Source organism: Vibrio ruber DSM 16370, from assembly GCF_900163965.1.
Taxonomy (GTDB): domain Bacteria; phylum Pseudomonadota; class Gammaproteobacteria; order Enterobacterales; family Vibrionaceae; genus Vibrio; species Vibrio ruber.
Genome location: NZ_FULE01000016.1, coordinates 1 through 24,748, shown reverse-complemented (window position 1 = coordinate 24,748; position 24,748 = coordinate 1). Strand labels below are relative to the sequence as shown.

Annotated in this window: 19 protein-coding genes and 2 tRNA genes; 11 read left to right on the top strand and 10 right to left on the bottom strand. The window is 41.6% G+C overall.

Translation table 11 applies throughout. The annotated features are described in order from the left end of the window. The 3 genes from plsX to yceD are packed head-to-tail and all read right to left on the bottom strand — an operon-like array spanning position 1 to position 1,769. Positions 1-1,026, bottom strand: a complete 1,026-nt coding sequence (gene plsX / locus VR7878_RS06265) for a phosphate acyltransferase PlsX (protein WP_077334441.1) — start codon at positions 1,024-1,026, stop codon at positions 1-3. Between the two features lie 10 nt (positions 1,027-1,036). Then, entirely contained in the window at positions 1,037-1,207 is a 171-nt protein-coding gene (rpmF, locus tag VR7878_RS06260; RefSeq protein ID WP_077334439.1) for a 50S ribosomal protein L32, read from the bottom strand. A 40-nt stretch (positions 1,208-1,247) separates the two neighbouring features. Beyond that, positions 1,248-1,769 (bottom strand): 23S rRNA accumulation protein YceD, encoded by a 522-nt coding sequence (yceD, locus tag VR7878_RS06255; RefSeq protein WP_077334437.1) that lies wholly within the window; start codon positions 1,767-1,769, stop codon positions 1,248-1,250. Positions 1,770-1,920: 151 nt separating this feature from the next. Here yceD and VR7878_RS06250 point away from each other — a divergent pair, with 151 nt between their 5' ends. Next, a complete protein-coding gene (locus tag VR7878_RS06250; protein ID WP_077334435.1) occupies positions 1,921-2,505 on the top strand; it encodes a Maf family protein in 585 nt (194 codons plus the stop codon). Here the strand turns inward: VR7878_RS06250 and rluC are convergent. Beyond that, complete coding sequence (gene rluC / locus VR7878_RS06245) at positions 2,500-3,444, bottom strand: 23S rRNA pseudouridine(955/2504/2580) synthase RluC (protein ID WP_077334433.1); 945 nt, start codon at positions 3,442-3,444, stop codon at positions 2,500-2,502. The genes VR7878_RS06250 and rluC overlap by 6 nt on opposite strands. Before the next feature lie 658 nt (positions 3,445-4,102). Here rluC and rne point away from each other — a divergent pair. Together rne and VR7878_RS06235 are read left to right on the top strand one after the other, a co-directional pair. Further along, complete coding sequence (gene rne / locus VR7878_RS06240; protein ID WP_077334431.1) at positions 4,103-7,234, top strand: ribonuclease E; 3,132 nt, start codon at positions 4,103-4,105, stop codon at positions 7,232-7,234. 329 nt (positions 7,235-7,563) lie between these two features. Beyond that, positions 7,564-9,123: a SulP family inorganic anion transporter gene (locus VR7878_RS06235; protein ID WP_077334428.1), complete on the top strand. Its 1,560-nt coding sequence runs from the start codon at positions 7,564-7,566 to the stop codon at positions 9,121-9,123. Positions 9,124-9,496: 373 nt separating this feature from the next. Here the strand turns inward: VR7878_RS06235 and adhE are convergent, their stop codons facing one another. Then, positions 9,497-12,208, bottom strand: a complete 2,712-nt coding sequence (gene adhE, locus VR7878_RS06225) for a bifunctional acetaldehyde-CoA/alcohol dehydrogenase (protein WP_077334424.1) — start codon at positions 12,206-12,208, stop codon at positions 9,497-9,499. A gap of 733 nt (positions 12,209-12,941) precedes the next feature. Between adhE and VR7878_RS06220 the strand changes: the two genes are divergently transcribed. Continuing rightward, the gene (locus VR7878_RS06220) at positions 12,942-13,787 is read left to right on the top strand and encodes an ion transporter (protein WP_077334422.1); all 846 of its coding nucleotides are present in this window, start codon (positions 12,942-12,944) and stop codon (positions 13,785-13,787) included. A gap of 98 nt (positions 13,788-13,885) precedes the next feature. Here VR7878_RS06220 and asd read toward each other — a convergent pair whose 3' ends face one another. Further along, complete coding sequence (gene asd / locus VR7878_RS06215; protein WP_077334420.1) at positions 13,886-14,998, bottom strand: aspartate-semialdehyde dehydrogenase; 1,113 nt, start codon at positions 14,996-14,998, stop codon at positions 13,886-13,888. Between the two features lie 218 nt (positions 14,999-15,216). Then, on the bottom strand, positions 15,217-16,221 hold the full coding sequence (yejK, locus tag VR7878_RS06210) for a nucleoid-associated protein YejK (RefSeq protein WP_077334418.1): 1,005 nt from the start codon (positions 16,219-16,221) through the stop codon (positions 15,217-15,219). An 84-nt stretch (positions 16,222-16,305) separates the two neighbouring features. On the opposite strand from yejK, the gene VR7878_RS06205 reads away from it, so the two are divergent. The 5 genes from VR7878_RS06205 (at position 16,306) to VR7878_RS06180 (ending at position 20,870) form a co-directional block, all read left to right on the top strand. After that, the gene (locus VR7878_RS06205) at positions 16,306-16,530 is read left to right on the top strand and encodes a YejL family protein (protein WP_077334416.1); all 225 of its coding nucleotides are present in this window, start codon (positions 16,306-16,308) and stop codon (positions 16,528-16,530) included. Between the two features lie 26 nt (positions 16,531-16,556). Next, positions 16,557-18,359, top strand: coding sequence for a DUF3413 domain-containing protein (locus VR7878_RS06200; RefSeq protein ID WP_077334414.1), 1,803 nt, complete (start codon positions 16,557-16,559; stop codon positions 18,357-18,359). 51 nt (positions 18,360-18,410) lie between these two features. Then, positions 18,411-18,487: transfer RNA gene (locus tag VR7878_RS06195), tRNA-Pro, on the top strand. A 170-nt stretch (positions 18,488-18,657) separates the two neighbouring features. Beyond that, a tRNA-Ser gene (locus tag VR7878_RS06190) sits at positions 18,658-18,748 on the top strand. A gap of 871 nt (positions 18,749-19,619) precedes the next feature. Beyond that, entirely contained in the window at positions 19,620-20,870 is a 1,251-nt protein-coding gene (locus VR7878_RS06180) for a hypothetical protein (protein WP_077334412.1), read from the top strand. Positions 20,871-20,932: 62 nt separating this feature from the next. Here VR7878_RS06180 and VR7878_RS06175 read toward each other — a convergent pair whose 3' ends face one another. From VR7878_RS06175 to VR7878_RS06165, 3 genes are all read right to left on the bottom strand, one after another. Then, positions 20,933-21,433: a hypothetical protein gene (locus tag VR7878_RS06175; protein WP_077334410.1), complete on the bottom strand. Its 501-nt coding sequence runs from the start codon at positions 21,431-21,433 to the stop codon at positions 20,933-20,935. Further along, positions 21,433-21,960 carry a transcriptional regulator gene (locus tag VR7878_RS06170; protein ID WP_077334408.1) on the bottom strand — a complete coding sequence of 176 codons (528 nt, stop codon included), beginning with the start codon at positions 21,958-21,960 and terminating at the stop codon, positions 21,433-21,435. The genes VR7878_RS06175 and VR7878_RS06170 overlap by 1 nt, the downstream gene beginning before the upstream one ends. Positions 21,961-22,551: 591 nt before the next feature. After that, complete coding sequence (locus tag VR7878_RS06165) at positions 22,552-23,871, bottom strand: tyrosine-type recombinase/integrase (protein ID WP_077334406.1); 1,320 nt, start codon at positions 23,869-23,871, stop codon at positions 22,552-22,554. A gap of 233 nt (positions 23,872-24,104) precedes the next feature. Between VR7878_RS06165 and VR7878_RS06160 the strand changes: the two genes are divergently transcribed. Both VR7878_RS06160 and VR7878_RS06155 read left to right on the top strand, forming a co-directional pair. Further along, positions 24,105-24,554 carry a hypothetical protein gene (locus tag VR7878_RS06160; RefSeq protein WP_235862853.1) on the top strand — a complete coding sequence of 150 codons (450 nt, stop codon included), beginning with the start codon at positions 24,105-24,107 and terminating at the stop codon, positions 24,552-24,554. A 31-nt stretch (positions 24,555-24,585) separates the two neighbouring features. After that, the coding region (locus tag VR7878_RS06155) for a transposase (RefSeq protein ID WP_139344031.1) at positions 24,586-24,748 on the top strand (163 nt) is incomplete at its 3' end.

Genomic DNA, 24,748 nt, shown 5'->3' with positions numbered 1-24,748 from the left:
CTAATAATGCCTCTCGAGTAAAACTGCTTCTAATCGTTCGCTAATACGACTGGGTACTTGCTCTTTGATTTCGTGTACCGCTTCTCCTATCGCATTGGCAAAAGCGGATATATCAGCACTACCATGGCTTTTCACCACGATGCCACGCAATCCTAACAAACTTGCTCCGTTATAGTGGTCGGGGTTCAGGCTTTTTAACCCAATAAATAGCTCAGAAAATAATTTTCTTGCGATCCAACCCTTTATTGATGAACCAAACATTCTATTTTTTAGCTGATCAATAAACAGCTGGGCAGTCCCTTCACAACTTTTCAAACAGACATTGCCAACGAAACCATCACAAACCACAACATCAGTCAGATCATTGAATATCTGATTGCCTTCGATATTACCGGTGAAATGAATTGACTGCGTCTGTCTTAACATATCGGCACATCGTCTGACAAAATCATTGCCTTTAATTTCTTCTTCACCGACATTTAAAACAGCCACTCGAGCTTTATGCCCCAGATGAACTTCAGCCAAAGCACTCCCCATGACAGCAAACTGAAATAAAGAATCGGCATCACAGGAAACATTTGCGCCCAAATCCAGCATCCACAGCCGTTTTCCGGATACCGTCGGAAGCGCAGAAATCAACGCAGGCCGATCAATACCGGGGAGCAACTTCAAACGGAAACGTGAAAGAGCCATCAGCGCACCGGTATTCCCTGCACTGACACATGCATCAGCAACTTGCTCTGTCACCAAGTCAATCGCCATTCCCATTGAACTATGCATAAAACGGCGCAGTGCAAGAGAAGGTTTTTCTGAATTAGAGATGACTTGATCACTATGAACAATACTCATACGTGAGCTGTCAGAGTAACCTAACTGAGACAATTGAAAGGTGATTGCGTTCCGATCACCGACCAAAATCACTTTTAGCGCTGGGAAACGCGACAGTGCCTGCACGGCGGCAGGCACTGTAACGCGAGGTCCGAAGTCCCCGCCCATTGCATCAAGTGCAACGGTATAATATTGCAAAGGTCCAACCTTACTTGTTGATTACCTTTTTGCCACGGTAGTAACCATCTGCAGTTACATTGTGACGTAGGTGAGTTTCACCTGATGCTGAATCTACAGACAAAGCAGCTGTAGTCAACGCATCATGTGAACGACGCATACCACGCTTAGAACGTGTTTTACGGTTTTGTTGTACGGCCATGGACCCTACTCCTATGTTAATGGATGCTTAGCGATAAAAATTAGCGCTTCAAGCTCTTTAATACGTCAAATGGATTCGGTTTATCTTCCGGAACTTCATCAGGAATGTCACCAAATACCATATTGTCTGAATCAACACGACAGTCTGATGGATCATGCATCGCAACTTGGGGTAAACCAATGATGAACTCGTCCTCAACCAACTGAATCAGGTCTACTTCACCGTACTCATTCCGATCTACCAAATCGTATGATGCCGGTGCATCTTCACTTTTCTTCCCTAAATTCGGGGTATAAGTGAAATCCACATCGCAACGATGTGGGAAAACCTCATTACAGCGTTGACACTGCAAATCAACTTCGATGCTAGCTTTACCAGAGATAACAACGAGTCGCTGTTCATCAAACCCAAATGACAATGAGACATCAGCGTCACATTTTACGCCTTCGACTGCTTCCTCTAAGCGCTTAAAAAGACCGACCTGAATAATACCATCATAGTCGAGTCGTTTCTGAGCTGCTTTTACGGGATCAACCGTTCGCGGGATTTTTACCTTTTGCATAGGGCGCGAATATTATCTTCCAAATCAAATTTAGTCAAAGAAAAAGGGAAAAAAGTTAGCTTTTTTTCGCCATTCCGATCCACTTACGGTGATCTCCATAGCATTATCATATATTCTCGGCACAACACCAAAGAATTCATCAAATATCTATATGAGCCATTACCAACTTGTTTTAGCTTCTACCTCAAAATATCGGCGCCAATTGTTGGAAAAAATAGCCATTCCCTTCATTTCAATGGCACCTGAGTGTGATGAAACCCCCTTTGCGGATGAATCGCCACAAGCGCTGGTTCAACGTTTAGCCAGACAAAAAGCACAAAGTTGCCCTCCGCGGCACCAACCAAGTCTGGTCATCGGCTCAGATCAAGTGTGTGTTGTGCAGGGGCAAATCGTCGGCAAACCACACACTAAGGAACGGGCAGTTCAACAGTTGACGGCGCAATCGGGAAACAAAATCACCTTTTATACAGGGCTCGCCGTCTATAATAATGTCACCCGGACAACCCAATCGATTGTTGACCAATTCCATGTTCACTTTCGTCAATTAACTCCCGGGCAAATTGAACGTTATATTGAAATAGAGCAACCGCTTGACTGTGCCGGCAGTTTCAAAAGTGAGGGGCTTGGCATTGCCCTGTTTGAACGCTTAGAGGGTGACGACCCGAATGCACTCATCGGATTGCCCTTGATCAAACTGATCGACTTACTCGATGCTGAAGGAATGACAGTGCTATAAACGTAGCTGTGCCAACACATTTTCAAGCTTTTGCTCCATCGGAGCGACAAGCGTCATCACTTCATTACTTATTGGATGGATAAAACGTATCTGTGCGGCATGTAAAAAGAGTCGATCCAATCCTAATTTACCCGTATATGCATCAAAGCGAGGGTCGCCATAACGATCATCCCAAGCGATCGGATGTCCTGCATATTGGGTATGAACACGGATCTGATGAGTCCGTCCGGTCACTGGGCTCGCTTGAATTAATGTTGCCTGAGAAAAAGCTTCGATCACTTTAAAACGAGTTTCCGAAGCTTTCCCTTGCGGGTTGACCCGAACAATACTATTGACTTCGTTTTTCAGCAGTGGCGCATTTATGTTGCGACATTTGGCATCCCACGTTCCCATCACGAGCGCGTTGTAATGCTTCTGAACCGACTTGTCCCGAAACTGAGCTTGTAAATGACGGAGAGCCGAACGCTTTTTCGCCACCAAAAGGATTCCGGAAGTATCTCGGTCAATCCGATGTACCAATTCCAGAAAACGGGCCTGTGGCCGGAGCGCCCGCAATGCCTCTATCGCGCCAAATTTTAACCCGCTCCCACCATGAACGGCTGTCCCAGACGGCTTATTCAGCACCAATAGCGCATCATCTTCAAATAAAATACACTGTTCTAATTGCGAAACTTTTGCCAGTTTAGGGCTCAATGGTTCTTGCGTCGTGTCACTCTGCGGCAGAGTCACCGGCGGGATCCGAATCACATCACCGGGTTGTAATTTATATTCAGGTTTAATCCGCTTTTTATTCACACGCACTTCGCCCTTGCGCAGAATCCGGTAAACGACACTCTTCGGAATATCCTTCAGTTTATTACGCAGGAAGTTATCGATGCGCTGGCCTGCCATATCTTCATCAATATTGACAAACTGGACTTGTGTTCTGATTTCGCTCATTTGCTTATTGTTTATACAAAATTGTTGATAAAAAGAAGTTGCTGCTACAGGCGATCCGCTCAACCTAGCGCTTCATCACTGGACATAAAAGTTGGCTGGGATAGCAATTCTGGCTCAAAAGCGCGCATCATACTATCTTGATGATCGATATCATAGTGATAAATATTGACGATTCTCGCCCCCTCGCGTGTTAATCTTGAACAAACGACGCCAAAGTCGCCAATTCATAAATCATCTCAGCTTCCGGAGCCGATTTTTTTAGGTTTATTTTTTATAAAGCAGATTGCTGAAATACGTTGCCACTGCTATAGTTCATAGCTGCAATAGACACACTGGCAATGTTTTAACTCATGATGCCATGTTTCGAGCAATTTTGGGTAGAAACTTACGGTTCTTTGTATGCTGCAAATGGCGTAAGACAGACAGACCGTAACATCTTATTGTTCTACTCATCGTCATTCATGTTGAGTATCTACCGCACACGGCGGCTCATCACTGGTGAAGTAATCAGAGGGTGAGGACTGAAGTGCCTTTTTGAGCGTCCCTTCCAGCCGAGAGGCTGCAAAAAAAAGCCATGGGATCAGGCACCGTGAAGACGAAATGCAAGCAATAAGAACAACAAATAATCAAAACAAAAGAAATACAACGAGATTTTTAAATGAAAAGAATGTTAATTAACGCAACTCAAAAAGAAGAGTTGCGTGTCGCGCTGGTTGATGGCCAGCGACTTTTCGATCTGGATATAGAAAGTCCCGGATACGAATCAAAGAAAGCCAATATTTACAAAGGAAAAATCACCAGAGTTGAGCCAAGTCTTGAAGCTGCATTTGTGGATTATGGCGCGGAAAGACATGGTTTTCTTCCTCTCAAAGAAGTTGCGAAAGAATATTTCCCGGCCGGCTACACTTATCAGGGACGTCCTAGTATTAAGGAAGTTCTGAAAGAAGGTCAGGAAGTCATCATTCAAATCGAGAAGGAAGAGCGTGGCAGTAAAGGTGCTGCGCTTACAACATTTGTGTCTCTGGCTGGTAGCTATTTGGTTCTGATGCCAAATAATCCTCGTGCCGGTGGGATTTCCCGTCGTATCGAAGGAACGGAAAGAACTGAACTGAAAGAAGCACTCAGCACACTCGAACTTCCGCAAGGCATGGGGCTGATAGTCCGCACTGCCGGTGTGGGTAAAAGTGCTGAAGAGTTAGAGTGGGATTTAAACGTTCTGCTCAACCACTGGAGTGCAATTAAGCAGGCTTCCGACACGAATCCGGCTCCTTTCTTAATCCATCAGGAAAGTAATGTTATTGCTCGCGCAATTCGTGATTATTTGCGTCGCGATATCGGTGAAATATTGATCGATAGCAATACCATTTACGAACGTGCATTAGAGCATATCCGCCTTGTTCGTCCCGATTTTGTCAATCGGGTCAAAAAATATGAAGGTGAAGTCCCGCTCTTCAGCCACTATCAAATCGAAAGCCAGATCGAATCAGCCTTCCAGCGTGAAGTGCGTTTACCTTCCGGTGGTTCGATAGTTATCGACCCGACTGAAGCACTCACGTCGATCGATATCAACTCTGCTCGTGCAACCAAGGGTGGTGATATCGAAGAAACGGCACTGAATACCAACCTGGAAGCAGCCGAAGAAATCGCTCGCCAACTTCGTTTACGAGATTTAGGTGGTCTTGTTGTCATCGACTTTATCGATATGACACCAGTCCGTCATCAACGTGAAGTTGAAAACAAACTTCGAGAAGCGGTTCGTGTTGACCGTGCCCGGGTTCAGATTGGCCGTATTTCCAGATTTGGCTTACTTGAGATGTCCCGGCAACGCCTGAGCCCTTCTCTGGCAGAGGCAAGTCATCATATTTGCCCGCGCTGTTCCGGAACAGGGGTTGTCCGTGATAATGAATCTCTCGCGCTGTCTGTACTTCGACTCATTGAAGAAGAAGCGTTGAAAGACAATACGTCACAAGTCCTCGCCGTTGTGCCCGTACCGATTGCATCGTATCTATTAAATGAGAAACGTCGTTCAATTAATCACATTGAGCGAATTCAGGATGTTAAAATCACCATCGTACCGAACTCTGATATGGAAACCCCTCACTTTGAGGTAATTCGGGTTCGCGAAGGTGAAGAACAGGAAATGCTGTCTTACCTCGTGCCAAAACGATTAGAAAGTATTCGTGAGGTCGAAGGTAAAGATATCGTTGAGCCTGAAACGAAACAGCGACGCATCGAAGAGCCGGTCTTAAAAGGGTTTGCTGCGCCAACAACATCAGCGCCTCAACCTAAAGCGCCTCAAACCACTCAAACAAGTGAATCGAAGGAACCGGCACAACCGGGATTATTCAGTCGCTTGATGAAAGGCCTGAATAATCTGTTTTCTGCTTCAGAACCAGCTCAGCCGGAAAAACCGGTGGTCGAAACTGAAACATCCACACAGGAAAAACCCTCAGAGAACAGAAAACCTCGCCGTTCTCGTGAACGTAATCAAGAGCAACGCAGACGTCCTCGTCAACAAACTCAGGAAAACAACAAACCAAAATCAGAGAAAACAGACTCAGCTGAAACCAAACAGCAACAGCCTGTTGATGATAAAAAGCCAGCGAAATCTCGTAAACCAAAACAAGATAAGCGTGGGCCACAAGATAAAAATTCGGCTGATAAATTGGCCGAAGAAGGACAAAAAATCGCTCAGGAAGCACAATCTGAAGCGAAGAAAGAACCACGGGATACACAAGATAAAGCTGTCGTTGCTAAAGAGCGCCGTCAACGCCGTAAACTGACCAAACAGATTCGGATTCAGTCTCAAACGACTGACGAAACTTTGGCAACTGATAAACGTGTATCCGAACATGATGAGATAAATCAAGAAGTGTCCCCTGTGGCAGTGACGGATGAACAATCGTCACAATCACCGGTGCAGTCTTCATCGGAAGAGACGCAACAAGATCAGACCGCAAATAATGCGAATGACAACACAAATACTGAAGAGCCTAAACAGCGTCGCAGTCGTCGTTCGCCTCGCCATTTACGTGCAAACGGCCAACGTCGTCGCAGAGGCAGAGAACGCAGACCAAACCCATTCCGGTTACGGAAAGGCGGTGTTGCGTCTCCGGAAATGGCAATGGGTAAAGTGATGCCAAGCTACGGTTTAACGAAAAAGTCCACATCTCAACCCGTTAAATCTGAACAAACACCGGTACAGCCAGAAACGCGGGAACTCAGCGGTGTCGCGTTCCCTGAAATGGCAATGGGTAAGGTGATTGTTCATTCAGCCGCAGCATCTAACACTTCAGAGATTGCAACATCAGAAAATGCACCGCAAGTGACACCGGATATAGTCACGCCTGAAAAAATGGTTCATGAAGAGATGAACCCGGTAACTCAGGAAACGGATAAATCTTCAGGTGAGCATGTTGAGGTTGCTACGCCGACGGAAGCTGTGGGAGATCAACCATCACCCGCTGAACAGCCGAAAGCAGAGATCACCGATAAAGTTGTCGCGGATACTGAACAGACAGCACAAGTTCAGGACAGCCCACAAGACATGCCAGAACCAGCTCAGGAAAGTTCAGAGCAGCCTTTACAACCGGCGCCGGAAAGTGTCATCGCAGTAAAAGGCCATGCTTTTTCTCCAATGACTAAAGCCCCCGGAAGCGGTGAACTGGTAAACGTTATTCTTGATGCTGCGCCTTTGCGAGATCAACGCTATCCATTAAAAGGTGCCGGCAGTCATGCAGCAACCAATCATGCTAGTTCTGTCATGGCAAAACCACTCCAGTTATCCTGAATAATTTCTGCGTAACTTTTAGTCTTCAAAGAGCTGCTGAATGCAGCTCTTTTTTTACGCCTCTTCGGTCAGCGCATCTCATTACATCCATAAAAGGCAGCTCGTCACCAAGATACCGAACAGTTGACCTCAATCACACTTTTCTGTAGCATTCGCCAGCTTATGCCCAAGTAAAGTCCAAGACCGAAATGTCCTTTTAGTCATGAAAGAACTTGCGGCACATGAACCTGAAATCACCAGTTCATATTGCTTGGTTACAATACCCAGAGCGAACCGATAGCTTTATATCGGTTTTTTTGTTCAGCCACTAACAGAAAACAGTCATACTCATGCTTGAATTCCCAAACCAATCAACATATTCAATTAAAAATGATGTCCTTTCCGGATTGACCGTCGCACTGGCATTAGTCCCCGAGGCCGTTGCTTTTGCATTTGTTGCAGGTGTGGACCCGATGGTCGGTCTTTATGCTGCTTTTATTGTCGGTCTGATTACTGCCATTTTTGGTGGCCGCCCGGGGATGATTTCAGGTGCAACCGGTGCCATGGCTGTCGTGATGGTCAGCCTGGTTTCCGAACACGGCATCTCTTATCTGTTTGCTGCTATTTTATTAGCAGGTATCCTTCAAATCAGTGCCGGTTTATTCAAACTCGGAAAATTTATCCGGATTGTGCCCCATCCGGTCATGATCGGTTTTGTCAACGGACTTGCTATCGTTATCTTCCTTGCTCAGTTAGGGCAATTCAAGGTGCCCTCTTTGAATGGCGTAATGACTTGGCTACCCTATGACCAAATGTTACTCATGCTAGGCCTTGTCGCTTTAACCATGGCGATTATCTTTTTCCTGCCGAAAATCACAACGGCAATCCCCTCTTCTCTGGCCGCTATCATTGTCGTCACTTTAATTGTTCAGGGATTCGGTCTGGAAACCCGGACTGTGGTTGATTTTCTTCGTACCATGTCCGGAAATGAAGCGGCAACACTTGCCGGAACACTTCCCACGTTTGCAGTGCCAAATGTCCCGCTCACATTCGAAACCCTAAAAATTATTCTGCCCTATTCTGTTATTTTAGCAGCCGTCGGACTGATCGAATCTTTGCTGACACTCACTGTACTTGATGAAATGACGAATAGCCGCGGCCAGTCAAACCGAGAATGTATGGGGCAAGGGCTTGCCAATATTACCTGTTCGTTTTTCGGTGCTATGGGTGGGTGTGCGATGATCGGTCAATCGATGATTAACGTCAACTCCGGTGGCAGAGGACGCCTGTCCGGTATCGTTGCTGCAGTGATGTTGCTGTGCTTTATTTTGTTTACTTCATCACTCATTGAGATGATTCCACTAGCAGCATTGGTCGGTGTCATGTTTATGGTGGTGATCGGAACCTTCGAATGGGCAACCTTTAAACTTGCCAGAAAAGTACCGAAGAAAGACTTCTTCGTGATTATCCTTGTGACCATTGTGACTGTATTTACCGATTTAGCGATTGCCGTTGCTGTCGGTGTCATTACATCAGCACTGATGTTTGCATGGGATCATGCTAAACACATTTATGCAACCAGCCATACAAACGAAGACGGCTCTAAAGAATATAAAATCCATGGACCGATTTTCTTTGGTTCGGTGGCAAATTTTCTGGAGTTATTTGATGCTCACCAAGATCCGGAACACGTGATTGTTGATTTTGCTCAATCACGAGTGACAGACCACTCAGCAATTGATGCGATTGAAACCCTCGCGGAACGTTACGCAACCGTAGGTAAAACGCTTCACTTACGTCACCTGAGTCAGGATTGTCGTAAACTGCTTCATAAAGCCAGCAGTCTGATAGAAACGAATGTGAAGGAAGATCCAACTTACAAAGTTGCAACCGACGTCCTCGCCGGATAAGTTCAAAGTACGACACTTCACAAAAAGGCGTTGCTTCATCACGAAGCAACGCCTTTTTCTTATCAGCAACATTTACCTTTGGTTGCCTTTCTCTTCTTCTATTTATTATTGATTGTCAGACTGTCGCACATATTCCTAGGCATAACTCCAGCACATTGCTACCTGCCCTCTGATGGTTTTAGTGGCATTGGCCAATATCACAAGTCATCCCACTGTGGCCAAGTTTCTGCTCATCTTGAATGGTTATGAGTACAAACAGACCTATCACCAATCTCGTTAAGGCTTGAAACTCAATCAAAGTCAGAAAAATATGACGCAAAAAAATGCCCCAACCAAAGGCTGGGGCATTTTCATCTATACAGTATGAATGCAATTAAGCTTCAGATTTCTCTTTTTTCGAAGTCCGCTTTTTAGGCGTTTCTACGGCCGCTTCTTGATCCGCTTTCTTCTTGATGACTGTGGTTCCTTCAACAGTATCGCCTTCAACATAAGCATGACCATAGTAAGATGCCAGTAACACGTCTTTCAGCTCACTGATTAACGGATAACGTGGGTTTGCACCGGTACACTGGTCATCAAACGCCTGAACTGACAGTTCATCAAGTTTAGCAAGGAAATCTGCTTCGTTAATACCGGCCGACTGAATAGACAGTGGGATATCAAGATTATGCTTCAGCTCTTCCAACCATCCTAACAGACGTTCAATTTTCTGTGCTGTACGGTCACCCGGTTGAGACAGATCCAAATGATCGGCAATCTCAGCATAACGACGACGTGCTTGAGGACGGTCATATTGAGAGAATGCAGTCTGTTTGGTCGGGTTATCATTGGCGTTATAACGAACAACGTTTGCAATCAATAGTGCGTTTGCCAGACCGTGAGGAACATGGAACTCTGCACCGATTTTATGCGCCATTGAGTGACATACACCTAAGAATGCGTTAGCAAATGCAATCCCGGCAATTGTTGCAGCATTGTGCACTTTTTCACGGGCAATCGGGTCATTCGCACCATTTGCATAACTTGATGGCAGATACTCTTTCAACATTTTCAGCGCCTGTAAAGCCTGACCATCTGAATATTCGTTAGCAAGCACTGAGACATAAGCTTCTAATGCGTGAGTTACCGCATCATAACCACCAAACGCAGTGAGTGACTTAGGCATGTTCATCACCAGATTTGCATCAACGATTGCCATATTTGGTGTCAATTCGTAGTCTGCAAGTGGGTATTTCGCCCCAGTTTCATCATCGGTTACAACGGCAAATGGTGTTACTTCAGAACCGGTACCAGATGTTGTTGTGATACATACCAATTCAGCTTTCTGACCCATTTTCGGGAATTTGTAGATACGTTTACGGATATCCATAAAGCGCATCGCTAACTCTTCAAAATGCGTTTCCGGATGCTCATACATGACCCACATGATTTTCGCAGCATCCATCGGAGAACCACCGCCAAGTGCCAGAATCACATCAGGCTGATAGCTCGCCATTTGCGCGGCACCTTTTTTCACAACAGATAATGTCGGATCAGCTTCAACATCAAAGAACGTCTGAACTTCCATCCCTTGAGACTTCAGCAGGCTGACGACATCATCGGCATAACCATTGTTGAATAAGAAACGGTCTGTAACCAAGAATGCACGTTTTTTACCTTCAAGGTCGCCCAGTGCGATAGGCAGGCTACCACGACGGAAATAGATAGACTTAGGTAATTTATGCCACAACATGTTTTCAGCTCGCTTAGCAACAATTTTCTTGTTGATCAAGTGTTTAGGACCGACGTTTTCTGAGATAGAGTTACCACCCCAAGAACCACAACCCAGTGTTAAAGAAGGTGCAACATTAAAGTTGTACAGATCACCGATACCACCATGAGTTGTCGGAATATTGACCAAAATACGAGCTGTCTTTAATCGGTCACCGAAGTAACGGATACGATCTTTGTTCACATCCTGATTGGTATACAAACCAGATGTATGTCCGATACCACCGATTTCTACCATTTTCACCGCTTGGTCTACCGCATTTTCAAAAGAAGACGCACGGAACATACCTAAAGTCGGTGATAATTTTTCATGAGCGAACTCATCGTCGTAAGAAACTTCGCCGATACCTTCACCAACAAGAATCTTAGTATCCGCCGGAACACTCACACCAGCCATTTCGGCAATAGCGGTTGCTGGCTGACCCACGATTTTAGCATTCAGAGCACCATCGATAAGCAGAACTTTACGGACTTTATCTGCGTCAGACTTGTTCAGCACGTGTGCTTTGTGAGTAGCAAAACGCTCTTTGACTTCGTCATAAACTTCATCCATAACAATGACGGCTTGCTCAGAAGCACACACAACACCATTATCAAATGTTTTTGACATCAGGACAGAAGCAACTGCACGCTTGATATCAGCAGTTTCATCGATAACAACAGGCACGTTACCGGCACCCACACCGATAGCTGGTTTACCGGAAGAGTAAGCAGCCTTAACCATTCCCGGACCACCCGTTGCAAGAATCAGAGCAATCCCTTCGTGTTTCATCAAGGCATTAGACAGCTCAACAGAAGGTTGGTCAATCCAGCCGATAATGTCTTTTGGTGCACCTGCGGCAACCGCAGCCTCAAGCACAAGTTTCGCTGCATCGTTAGTTGAGTTCTTAGCACGAGGGTGAGGAGAAAAGATAATTCCGTTACGAGTTTTCAGAGAAATCAGAGATTTAAAGATCGCTGTTGACGTTGGGTTGGTTGTAGGGACGATACCACAGATGATGCCGACAGGCTCTGCAATCGTCATTGTGCCCATGTTCTCGTCTTCTTCCAGCACACCACAAGTTTGTTCATCTTTGTACTTGTTATAGATGTACTCTGATGCAAAGTGGTTTTTGATCACTTTATCTTCGACAATCCCCATGCCAGATTCTTCGACCGCTTGTTGTGCCAGAGGAATACGAGCTTGGTTTGCTGCCAGTGATGCCGCACGGAAAATTTTGTCTACCTGCTCTTGAGAGTAAGTTGCAAATTCTGCTTGAGCAGCTTGCACACGTGCAACAAGAGCATTAAGTTCCGCCATATTGGTTACAGGCATAGTGAATCTCCTAAAATTAAAAAAATGTTAAAAACTTTTTATTAAGACTGTCATCCGGTCTAAACGGTCAAAATCCAGATTTTTCTTAGAAACAAGCTTAGTAAATAGCTTTCATCTCTGAGTATAATCTTTCAGTATTTGAAAACATTGACCCAGATCAGTTCTAAAAAACAATTCCTTCACTTATCGAAATATTACCCAAACAAGATATAACCATATGAATTGTAATGAAAAATAAATAAAGAGACCGGTTTCATAAAGAAATATCATCGAGACATAAAATAAAAAAAACTACAATTTTATGTAATAAATTTTCATGATGAAGCAACAGAGAAAGACCTAATCCGTTGTTTTCGTGCTACTAGTCAGTATATAAGCCATGGCCGAGAACACCATTTTTAAACGATCTTTTTTACAATATCCCTACATATGAGACACAAACCAATCTGCACATCTAAACACTTGTTCTGATTTTATCTGATGTAAAAGGTTCCATTTCGATAACCTTTTGCCAGTGCACCACAAAAATCACCGAATAGATGACATCTTATTCATATCACGGGATAATCATTCAACGAATGCCAATGATGAGCGGCATCCATGTTGCGAGATTTCGACATATGGGGATAACTTTTCCGTCAAAGTCACCATGCCTATACATACGTAACTACCAATCATGAACCACACTTAAAATAAACAAGACAGATAACGCCAATCGATCAATGGAAAAACTATGACTGAACCGTCACTAAGAACAAATCTTTATGTCATTATTTTCGGGACACATACACGGGCAGGCAAAGTGTTTGACCTCTGCCTGATTGCGACAATTATGAGTTCCTTATTGGTTTTGATTCTAGAGTCAATTCCGGAAATCAATGCGCAATGGCACCAACAACTCCGTTACTTTGAGTACGGGTTTACCCTGCTGTTCACAATGGAATATCTCATCCGACTCTACTGCTCCCCTCATCCCAAGGCTTATGCGAAGAGTTTTTACGGGATTGTCGATTTACTTGCCATTCTGCCCACTTACCTCTCGCTACTCTTTCCTAGTGTGTCATTTATGGCGGTTGTCCGACTGATTCGTGTGATGAGAATTTTCAGAATTCTTAAGTTGGTTCGTTATCTGCAAGACTCCAATATTCTGATGCGTTCACTGCTTATGGCGCGGCGGAAAATTTTTATCTTTTTTAGCTCCGTTTCAATATTGGTGACGATTTTCGGAGTGCTGATTTATGTCATTGAAGGTCCGGAACATGGATTTTCAAGTATCCCGAAATGTATCTACTGGGCTATCGTCACCATTACAACGGTCGGATATGGTGATCTGGTGCCTCAGACCCCGCTTGGTCAAGGGCTCGCATCACTCACCATGTTATTAGGCTACTCAATTATCGCGGTTCCGACAGGCATTATTACCGCGGAGTTGAGTAAAGAGATGAATATTCATCGCCAGTTAGTCAAGTGTCCGAACTGCTCTCGCACCGGGCATGACAGTGACTCACTGTTTTGTAAACACTGCGGCAGTCAGTTAGCCGATCCGGATAAACGTGTTGTTTCAGAAGAAACACCATAGTTGTGATTCAGATAAAAATTACTCAGATAAAAAAAAGAGTGCACACTGTACACTCTTTTCTCAATCCGCTCACAAGACGTGATGAGGATTTGACGTCTCTATTTCTCGTTCAGAATGATTCGTAGCGTGCGGCGCAACGGTTCTGCTGCACCCCACAGTAGCTGATCACCGACAGTAAAGGCATTGAGGAAGTCATCACCCATCGACATTTTACGTAAACGACCCACAGGCACAGATAACGTCCCTGTAACTTTGGTCGGTGTCAGCTCTTGAGCTGTGATATCACGATCATTCGGAACCACTTTTACCCAGTCATTATGCGACGCAATCATTTCTTCGATTTCATCCATTGGTACATTCCGTTTCAGCTTGATTGTCAGCGCCTGAGAATGGCAACGCATTGCACCGATACGCACACAAGTGCCATCAATCGGGATCGGAGAACCTTGCAAACCGAGAATCTTATTTGCTTCAGCACCGGCTTTCCATTCTTCTTTACTCTGTCCGTTGTCACGCTTTACATCAATCCATGGGATCAATGAACCGGCCAGCGGTGCACCGAAGTTATCACGCGGGAAAGAACTTGAACGCATCGTTTCCACGACCTTACGGTCAATATCAAGGATAGAACTGGCCGGATTTGCCAGCTCAGAACTGACACAATCGTTAATCACACCCATCTGAGAAATCAGCTCACGCATATTCTGAGCCCCGGCACCGGATGCAGCCTGATACGTCATCGCACTCATCCATTCGACCAGACCTCTCTCAAAGAGTCCGCCTAAGCCCATCAGCATCAGGCTCACGGTACAGTTACCACCGACGTAGGTCTTGGTTCCGGCATGGATAGCCTGTTGAATTTGCTTCATGTTGACCGGATCAAGCGTAATAATGGAATCTTCAGCCATCCGTAATGTTGATGCTGCATCAATCCAGTAGCCTTTCCAACCGGCATTTCTAAGCTGTGGATACACTTTCTCGGTATATCCCCCGCCCTGACATGTAATGACGGCGTCCAACTGCTTTAAGCTTTCAACATCGTAAGCATCCTGCAGCAATCCGGCATCTTTCCCGTAATCGGGAGCCGCGATACCAACTTGTGAAGTGCTGTAAAATACAGGCTCAATATGATTGAAATCACCTTCTTCAACCATCCGCTGCATCAGTACAGAACCAACCATACCACGCCACCCGACTAAACCAACTCTCATTGCACAAACTCTCCATGTGTTTCTGATTCAAAACTAATCCAACATCTATAAGCGGTTCAGAACAAAATCTCAAGCTCAATTTGGAATTTCCCATAAGTTTTTCAACTTGATTACCGCAGCCAACACGATAATTACCGTGTATAAACAATAACAATATCAGATAAATAAAACAAAAAGGCACCCCAAAAGGTGCCTCGGCATTTTTTCACATAAGCGTATCAACGATTATTTTTTGTCAGTTGATCACGTAAGTTAGGTGGTGTGCCTTTGATCGTCAGCGTATCCGATTCAGGATCATAAAAGACTCGCTCACCCAGCAACAAACTATCGAAACTCAGATTTAACCCACCACCGGAGCCCACATACTTTGTCAGTTTGCGCACTGTCGAGCGATCCGCCGGAAAACTCTCTTCCAGCTCATAGCCGTGGCTTTGGGTATAGTCCCATAACGTTGTTCCGTTAGTATCATCCGGCAACTCTTTCGATAAATCTTTCAGCTGAACTTCATCACCTGATTTAATCTGTTCATTACAGTAGTCGTAGACCTGCTTTTTGTAAGTAATTGTTTCATCTTTTTCAAACTGCGCATCACTACAAAAATCTTCCACGGCTTGCATCAATACTAAATTTTGCTGTTTTGAATCCAGCCCGACATCAGCCTGCAGAAAATCGAGAAAAAAGTCAGCAACTTTGCGCCCGACGCGCCCCTTAATATAAGTCAGGTAACGATTAGAATCCGGATCGGACTGATACAGCGAGAGATCGATGCGGGCTGCAATATCCATCTGTCGGATATCGAGATAATCCGTCGCACTGATATCCAATCCTTCTGTGATTTTCAGGCTCTGATTCATAGGTAACAGCCCGATGAACAGGTACTGCGTCGCCAGTGACTGATATTCGGCCATCACCAGAATCCCTTCGTCAGCAAAAGGATACTTGATCAGCTCATCTTTGAGTTTTCTGGCGCTGGACTGTGAGAAATCATAAAAATCTAAACTGCCGCTTTTGAGCTCACGCAACCAGTTTTGAAACTCACTGTCTGGTTGGAAACAGCCAAACCCTTTAGACGGCTTAGCACTAAAAACACGGTGCAATTCAGCCACCAGATTTTGCGTTGAAGCATTGTTTTCTAAAGACTGAGAGCGATAGTTGACAACCAGTTCATCCGATTCATTTTTCAGTAACTGGTGTAGTATTACATTGGAGAGATCAAGACTCATAGCGAATTTATCATCGTTGTGGTTTCAGTTGACAGGTATAGTAGGTTATCATAAGCCGTTTTTACTATCATCGTTAGAGTCTATATGCCCATTACATCAAAATATAGTGATCAACAAATTGAAACGATCCTGACTGAAATTGCTGCCGTTTTTGATAAACATGATGCGTCTCCGGATCTGGTTTTGATGATCGCCGGAAACATCGCAACCAATGTATTGAATCAGAACGTTGCAGAAAATCAGAGAAAAGCCATTGCAGAGAAATTCGCTCAAGCGTTGATATCTTCAATCGACAGTACGATTCACTAACAAAGAACGGATAAAACGAAAAGAACATGGTAGAGAGTGAAAACACCTACGGAGAACGTGTATCCCGTCTAGTTGGCTGGGGACACTGGTTTGCGTTTTTTAACATTATCGCAGCCATGCTGATCGGCACACGTTACATATCGCAGTCACCATGGCCAGAAACATTACTGGGGCAGTTTTACTTAGCTGTTTCATGGGTCGGACATTTTGGCTTTCTTGTTTTTGCGCTCTACCTGTTGGTACTGTTTCCACTGACTTTTCTTGTCCCCTCACGCAAGTTATTCAGGTTTCTTGCCGTTTGTTTTGCAACGGGTGGCCTGACCGTCCTGCTCATCGATACGCAGTTGTATTTCAAACTCAATCTCCATTTAACCCCCGTCGTATGGGAGGTGCTTTTCAGCGATAATTCCAAAACGACAACCAGCGATCTTCAGCATCTGTTCGTATTATTACCGCTGATTTTTGCCATGGAGATTGGTTTATCCGAGTGGGTATGGAGAAAACAGAGACGTTTATCGCATAAACATATCGGCCGACCACTGGCGACCATTTTCTTTATTAGCTTCATTACCAGTCACCTCATCTATGTCTGGTCTGATGCCTCTTTGTATACACCGGTCACCAGCCAAAAATCGAATTTTCCACTGTCTTATCCGATGACGGCAAAATCGTTTATGGAAAGACACGGGCTGTTTAATCGCGATGAATATCTCAAACGTCTGCATGAAAAACAGACTCACAAATCGGTACTGGTTAACTATCCGTTAGAGCCGATCAAATTTGATCGCCGGATTAACCCACTCAATATTCTGGTCGTAAGTGTCAATAACTTGCGTGCCGATATGCTCAACAGCAAATATATGCCGCTGACGACGACATTCGCCAAAGAGAGTCTGAACTTCAGCAACCATTACAGCTCCAGTAATGACATGTTTGGTATCTTCGGGCTGTTTTATGGCCTGCCGAGCAGTTATGCATCAAGTATAAAAGTTCAAGGCACGCTGCCGGTTCTGCTCGATACACTCGAAGAACAGAAATATCAGTTTGGGCTTTTCAGCAGCAATAACTTCAGCGATCCACTCTATGCAGAAACCGTATTCAGAGGGTTGCCATTACATCAAACTGCATTTACTCAAAGTGCCAGCAAAGATGATCAGACCATCGAAGCTTGGTCCAAGTGGGTGGCTAATCAATCAGGCCGTTGGTTCAGCTATTTAGAATTGACGACCGTTCAGGCGTTCGACGCACCGGATAATTCGTTCGAAAGCGCCACACAAGACAAACTCAAAAATAACTATGAACAGTCAGTTGAAGCCGCGGATCATGAGCTTGGGCAATTGATTAAGCAAATGTATAAAACAGGATTAATGGACTCGACAATCGTTGTTATTACCTCAAATCACGGCACTGAGTTTAATGAAACCAATACTAATAGCTGGGGCTCCAATACCAACTACAGTCAGTACCAACTTAAAGTGCCGATGATTATTCACTGGCCGGGCAAAGTTGCTGCCAAATATACCCAGCGCACCAGTCACCTCGATTTTTCAGTGACACTGTTACAAGATTTACTCGGTGTTTCTTCAAACCCGAATGACTACAGTAGTGGTCAAAACTTGTTTGATGAAAACAAAAGACGTTGGATTTTAGCCGGAGATGCCCGGGAATTGGCTCTAGTGACCAATAAGCAAACAACAGTGATTGATAAGTTTGGTAATTTCAAAGTCTTTGATAACAATTACCATCGGTTGCCGGATACTAATCCGACACTGCCGGTTCTGATGCAAGGGTTAACTGAACTAAAACGTTTCTACAGCAAAGACAATTAAATCAAGCTATTGCTTGACTCGTTTTAGGAAAGGCGGTAGATTACATGCCATCGGACTGTAGCGCAGCTTGGTAGCGCACCGTCATGGGGTGTCGGGGGTCGGAGGTTCAAATCCTCTCAGTCCGACCATACACCTAAAGGGAAGTTTTCTTATGAAGACTTCCCTTTTTTCATTCCGTTAAGCATAAGAAAACTCGCCTTCACTGATAAAATTTTAATCAAAGTCGCATAATACTGATAAAAATCAATTTGAAGACTTTACAAGCAAAGTAATCATGGTTATGATTTTTGCACTTAATGGAGAGATGGCTGAGTGGTTGAAAGCACCGGTCTTGAAAACCGGCGTACGTTAATAGCGTACCTAGGGTTCAAATCCCTATCTCTCCGCCACATTAGTGCTTGAAAGGTAAGGCTTTTTTAGTCTTACCTTTCTTGCTTTTTGGCGTTTATAACTTTCAATTTTTAGCTAAAAATACAGTTGTTAGCGTTAGTTAGTTTTAGCATTTCCCAGAACTCATATCAAGAAATCCCCTCAATGTGATTCTAAGCGTTTTTTGAAAGTGTTTGAGCATCGGCTCAAATGCTTGAGAAAAATCGTATATAGCTCATTCTGTGAGATAGGATCGTTTACCGATTTTAACTTCTAAACAATGTGTTGTTATCTACTGTTTGATGATGCTTATTGCTGATAAGATAGTTGCATAATCACATTTTACAAAGGTCGTCTATGGCTAACTTTTTTTCTACAATTTTTAGTTATGCGTTAATGTCGCTTTACCTAATCCTACCGTTGGGATGGATATATTGGCTCTGGATAGCGGTTAAGATTGGTGGTTTTGCAATGTTTGCAATGGCGCTTTTCCCTATCACAGCTCCTTTTGCTGCGCTGTTGGGTGGGTGGAGTTTTCTCTTTGGCATACCTGACTGGGCATATAGCTTTTTTATATCCTGATTTCGTTCCTCTATTACAGAGGGAGTTTTTGAAAGTGTTTGAGCATTGGCTCAAATGCTTGAGAAAAGTCGCTTAGAATAGCTTACAGCGCACTGTCTTTTTGTTCTTGTGAGAATTGGAACAATTCGAGAGCGTAGCGGGTGAGATTTATCTCACGGGTCTGGGGTGTCCCCAGCCGTCGGAGACCTCACACACTGCGCAGCGGTGTTTTAGTGAGCTAAAACACTCCTCGATTTTCAATCTCGAATTGTTTGCTCTTGAAATACCTTAAAAATATGTTTTATTGAATATATAGATTGAGGTAAAAATATGAGTGGAAAAAAATATGTAGCTAATAATACTAAATATTACAATGATAGTAATATGTCCGAAATAGCCCATGTAATACGTTCTATGTTAAAAAATAAGAACGCATTTGAAGACTTAACAAAAAACAATTTTGGTTTTACTTTTGATAATGAAGATCTTAATTTAGTTCAAAATTATCAATTGAAATTAGCTGAAGCAAAAAAACAAAATCCAAGTGCTATTCAAAAAAAATCAAATACTTTTATAGATTCTGTTCTAGTTTTTGATCATCAATTAATGTTTGATTTATTAAATAGTGAAGATGGAAAAAAACAAGTAGAACAATCTATAAAAGATTATATGTTGGATTTTAAAGATAAATACGGGTTTGAGCCAATCGGTTTTCAATTTCATCTAGATGAAGGAACTTTCTTCACTGAAAAACAATTTAATGAATTAGAAGATGAAGAATTGAAAAAAAGACTCGTTAAAACAAAAAATGAAGATGGAGAAGAAGGATATTTAAAGCAAAATATGCACGCCCAAGCAATTTTCTTAAATTTCAACAAAGAAACAGGAACAACCTGTTTAAGAAAAATGAGAAAAAAAGACTGGTCCGACTGTCAAGATTTACTTCATAAGCATTTTGAAAAATATGGTTTTGACCGTGGAGAACCTAAACAACATCAAAGTAAAGATCATAAAAATAAAGATGAATATTTAAAAAAATTACAAGTTGAAATAGAAAAAAATGAAGAACTAAAAAAAGATTTTGATAAATTAAAATCTGAATATTCAGATATATTAGATGAAATAATAATAGAAGGAACAGAAAGAGAACTTATTGATAAAGAATTGGAAAATTATAATAATTTGCAAGTTTTAGCCAAAACATCACTTAAAGCCTTGTTTAGCAACACTCCTTTTAAAAATATAGTTAAATACATAGAAAAAAAAGAACAAAAAGTATTTAAGTATATCAAGAAAAAAGGATCTGAACTTTTGGAGTTGTTAGATATAAAACCAAGCGATTTTTTACCAAAACCCAAGCAAAAATTAGAGGTTGAAGAAAATCAACCAGAACCGCAGCCAGAGGCTGCTCAAAGTCCTGAACCTGAGCCAGAACCGGAAGTATTGACAGTTTTGGAACAGATCGAGGCGAAGAGGGAAGAAACAAAAGAAAGGCTTGAAACAATGAGCATCGAAGAGAAAAAAGCCGAAGTAAAAAAACAAAATCAAAAACGCAAATATGGTAAAAGGGCAAAGAATTAAATTGCGGCGAAAAAAATATTGAATAGTCTTTTTTATTCAATATTTCTTTTTTGTCTATTCTTTTAATATTCTTCAATATCATCAATTTCATATTCAATCACTTCAAGACTATCTTTTATTTCTTCTATTTCCTCAATGCTTGAAGAAATAAAACAAATTAAATCAAGATCTAATAAGTGATAAGGTTCATCAATGTTAAAATTGATTTTACTTAATTTTTCCTTAAATTCTTGTACATAATGATCCATTTTTTCAAAATCAGCATCTGGTGTTATATTGGTAAAACAAAAATCACCGCTAGAAACACCATAAAAACTTTTTCTGTCTGGGAAAAAATCAGGATTTGTATAAATAAAGCTTTGATATTGAATTTTTTCATTACTAAACTGTATAAATGCTAATTTTTTAGAATGAAAATCTTTAAAATCATTAAAATAATCCTCTTTATATAAATGAAAATCTTTCTCTTCAAACTTATCTTTTAAAATATATTTAAGAACATTTTTAAAAGCTGTTTCAGCATCATTTTTATATTTATAGTAAGTTATATATATGCCATTCATTATTTTTCTCCTATTACTTTGTTGTTATTTCTTTTGAATATTTTTTTTATTTGTGATGATTGCTCATCAAAATTAAGATACATTGTCGCTTTAAATTTCGCTTTCCAAAGATTCTTATCCCCTTGTGTCCACACAAAAAAAGCATTTATAGCATAGACATTCATATTTCCATTTTTGAAAATCTCAATAAAATTTCTTTTTTCAAGGGTTTTTATATGTTTTGAAAGTGTTTGTCGTGATAATTTAAATAGTTTTTCAAGTGTTGCCATTGATATACAAATAGCATTTGTGTTATCCATTTCTGATATTAGAAACTCTAATATTGAATTAGCTAAAGGCTCTTCTCTTGCTAACAAAACTTTATTTTTGTAATTTTCTCTATTAAACGCATAAAATAACGCTGATTTTTGAGATGCTGTATATTCGCTTGTTTCTTCATTAACTTTCAAATCTACCAAGCATTCTTGACCGTCTTCCCTTGTTGTTGTGTATTTTGTATTTGATTTAATATTTAATTCATCAGTCATAATTTATTCCTTTTTATTAATTTGTTTAGTTGTATATTAATTAATAAAACATAAATAAATTATTTGTCAACACGTAAACCAATATTTACTTTAATGTCAAATCAACATTAATTTTAAAAATTAGCTAAAAATAAGGATTTTTTATAAATAATATTGGTAGGGGTTTACATTGATTTTTGGCGTAGTTAAGCGAAAAAACCGATTTTTTTGTTATACCCCCTTTACATTAATGGTAAGTCTAGGCTTTACATAGGTATAAAATAAAACCTTATTTTAAGCCATTTTTTATTTACCTTTATATATGGTCTTATTTATAGGTAATTACGAGTAAAAATTTTTTACGAGTGTTTGAGCGGTAGCGAGTAAAATTTTCCTTGTTCGACTTGTCGAAAAATCGAGGGTTCGGCTCGATTTGAAAATTTGGGTAGGTATTACGTGGGGGGCTGGTCTCCCCCACACCCCCCAATAGCCCAAGGGCTTAACTGTTTAAGATATTTTTAAAGATTTATTAAATTGTCATTCTGGACGATGTTTTTACTATTTCAGCTTTTATATCGCAAAATTAAAAATCTTGCAAAAAACAGCTATTTTTTATTTCAAGCGTTCTAACAATCCAGCTAAATCTTTTCTAGAACTTGCTTTATCATATTTTTGTTCGTTTTGATCGTCATTATATCCAATGAATGATAGTTTATCTTTTAATAGTATTTCTCTAGCTTTTTGAGTCATAACAGATACATGAGAATAATGTTTCTCGATCATTGTTATACTTGTTCCTGCATTTTCAGCGATCAACGCCAGAGGCACATCATTTTCAATTGATCTAGTTATATAGCTATGTCTCAAACTGTAAAGTGTTAGTTCTTTAGCCTTAGGCAATACCTCTGCCTCTTTGAGTTCATCAACCCATTTTTTAAAGATCCTATCATAAGTGGGTTTATCACTAAATTTTGTAGAAAAAATAGTTTCATTTGGTTTTTTATTGATAAGATAAGTTATGACTTTTCTCTTATCCATTCCTCTCAATAAATCGCTGTATTTTTCTTGTGCTGCGTGGTGAATGCAATCCTCTGCAAATAGATCAAAAATAACATTGCGATTATTTTTCTCATAGTTTTTAGTTTTACCATCTCTAATAACACAATATAGATCGCCAAAACTTGTATAATCTAGATCTGACCATTTAATACCCAATGCTTCAAATCCAGCTCTAACACCAGAATGAAATAAAAAAGAACTGTAAAACACTGTCATTTTTTGAGTGTGAATTCCTTTGCCATGAGCTTTTGAAACTTGATTCATAGCATAGACAAAATAACTAGCAAATTCTTGATAAGTAAAATGATCTCTTCTGGTCTGTTTTTGTTTTTCAACTTTGATTTTTTTTAAATCAACGATCTGATCTTTGGTGATTAATTTCTTTTCAAAGGATCGATCAAAAATTTGAGTAAAACAGAATCTTGTTGCAACTAATTGAGTATTCGAAAAAGCGGGTTGTTCTTGAAAGTAGGATCTTACTTGTCCAATATCTAAAGCAGATGGTCGAAGCTTTTCATGATAAAATTCTTTAATTTTTTTAAAGATCCTAATGTGTGTGGCATGTCTTCCATCACGGTTTTTTTCTCTTACTTTGTCTTGTGCTGATTCATATTCTTTTATCAATAGATCGATAATCTTATGAACGGTTAGGCGTTGGTTTGGCTGTTGGATCGGTAAATCACGCTCCAACATCATCTTGTTAAACTGATATTCAGCCTTGGCCTTGGCAATAGCTTCATCAAGATCAGACGTTTTAAGTGAGAATTGGCGTTTTGGGTATCCTTCAAATTTAATATAAACGCTAAAATTTTTGCTCTGTGGTAGTTTTCGGATCGACAATCCGTTGTGGATCTTTATGCTTTTTATGCTCATTTCATAACTCTCAAAGTTGTTAGTTTTATTGTTAGCCGCTAACTACCACATTTAACTAACTGAAAATTATATGAAATATTTGAAATAAAGTCTAACTTGAAAACCGGCGTACGTTAATAGCGTACCTAGGGTTCAAATCCCTATCTCTCCGCCACATTCAAGCCCTTGATTTATCAAGGGCTTTTCTCGTTTTAAGACGATCAAATGTCACCTAATACAAGTAGGTGATACATATGTATTTGATTAAATTGAGCAATAACGTGTTTTATACACGTATTTCCACACCCGCTATTCTGCAAACTTCTCTGGGTTATCCGAGAGAGATTCGACTTTCACTTCTGACTAAGCAACGTAGGCTTGCTTCTAAGCGTAATTCTCAGCTTTCTGGCGTAATCCACACTTTATACGAGCAAGCACTCACAGAAAGGATTCCTTATGTCAGCTTTAAAATGGAACTCGATGCTCAAGTAGCAAAGGTTCGCCAGCAGTTTAGCTCTAACCTTCCCAATGAGGATAACCCACAATCAAAATGTACAGTAGTTAGCATTAATAATGAGGCAAGGACAAAGGTTCAACCTGCTCCTGCTCCTGCTCCTGCTCCTGCTCCTGCTCCTGAAGTTAGCGTAGCCCCTAGTTTGGCTGATGTGACCTGCTCCCCTAAATCTAGTCCAGTCTATACTTAGTGATGTTCATCCAACCAAGGAGATGATGAACATGAAGAAGCGATTCAACGAACAACAGATCATTACCATTCTTAAAGAAGCCGAAGCAGGTATTCCCGTCAGGGAGTTGTGCCGTAAACACGGGATCTCGGATGCGACTTTTTACACCTGGCGCAAAAAATATGCGGGAATGGATGTCTCCGAAGCCCGTCGGC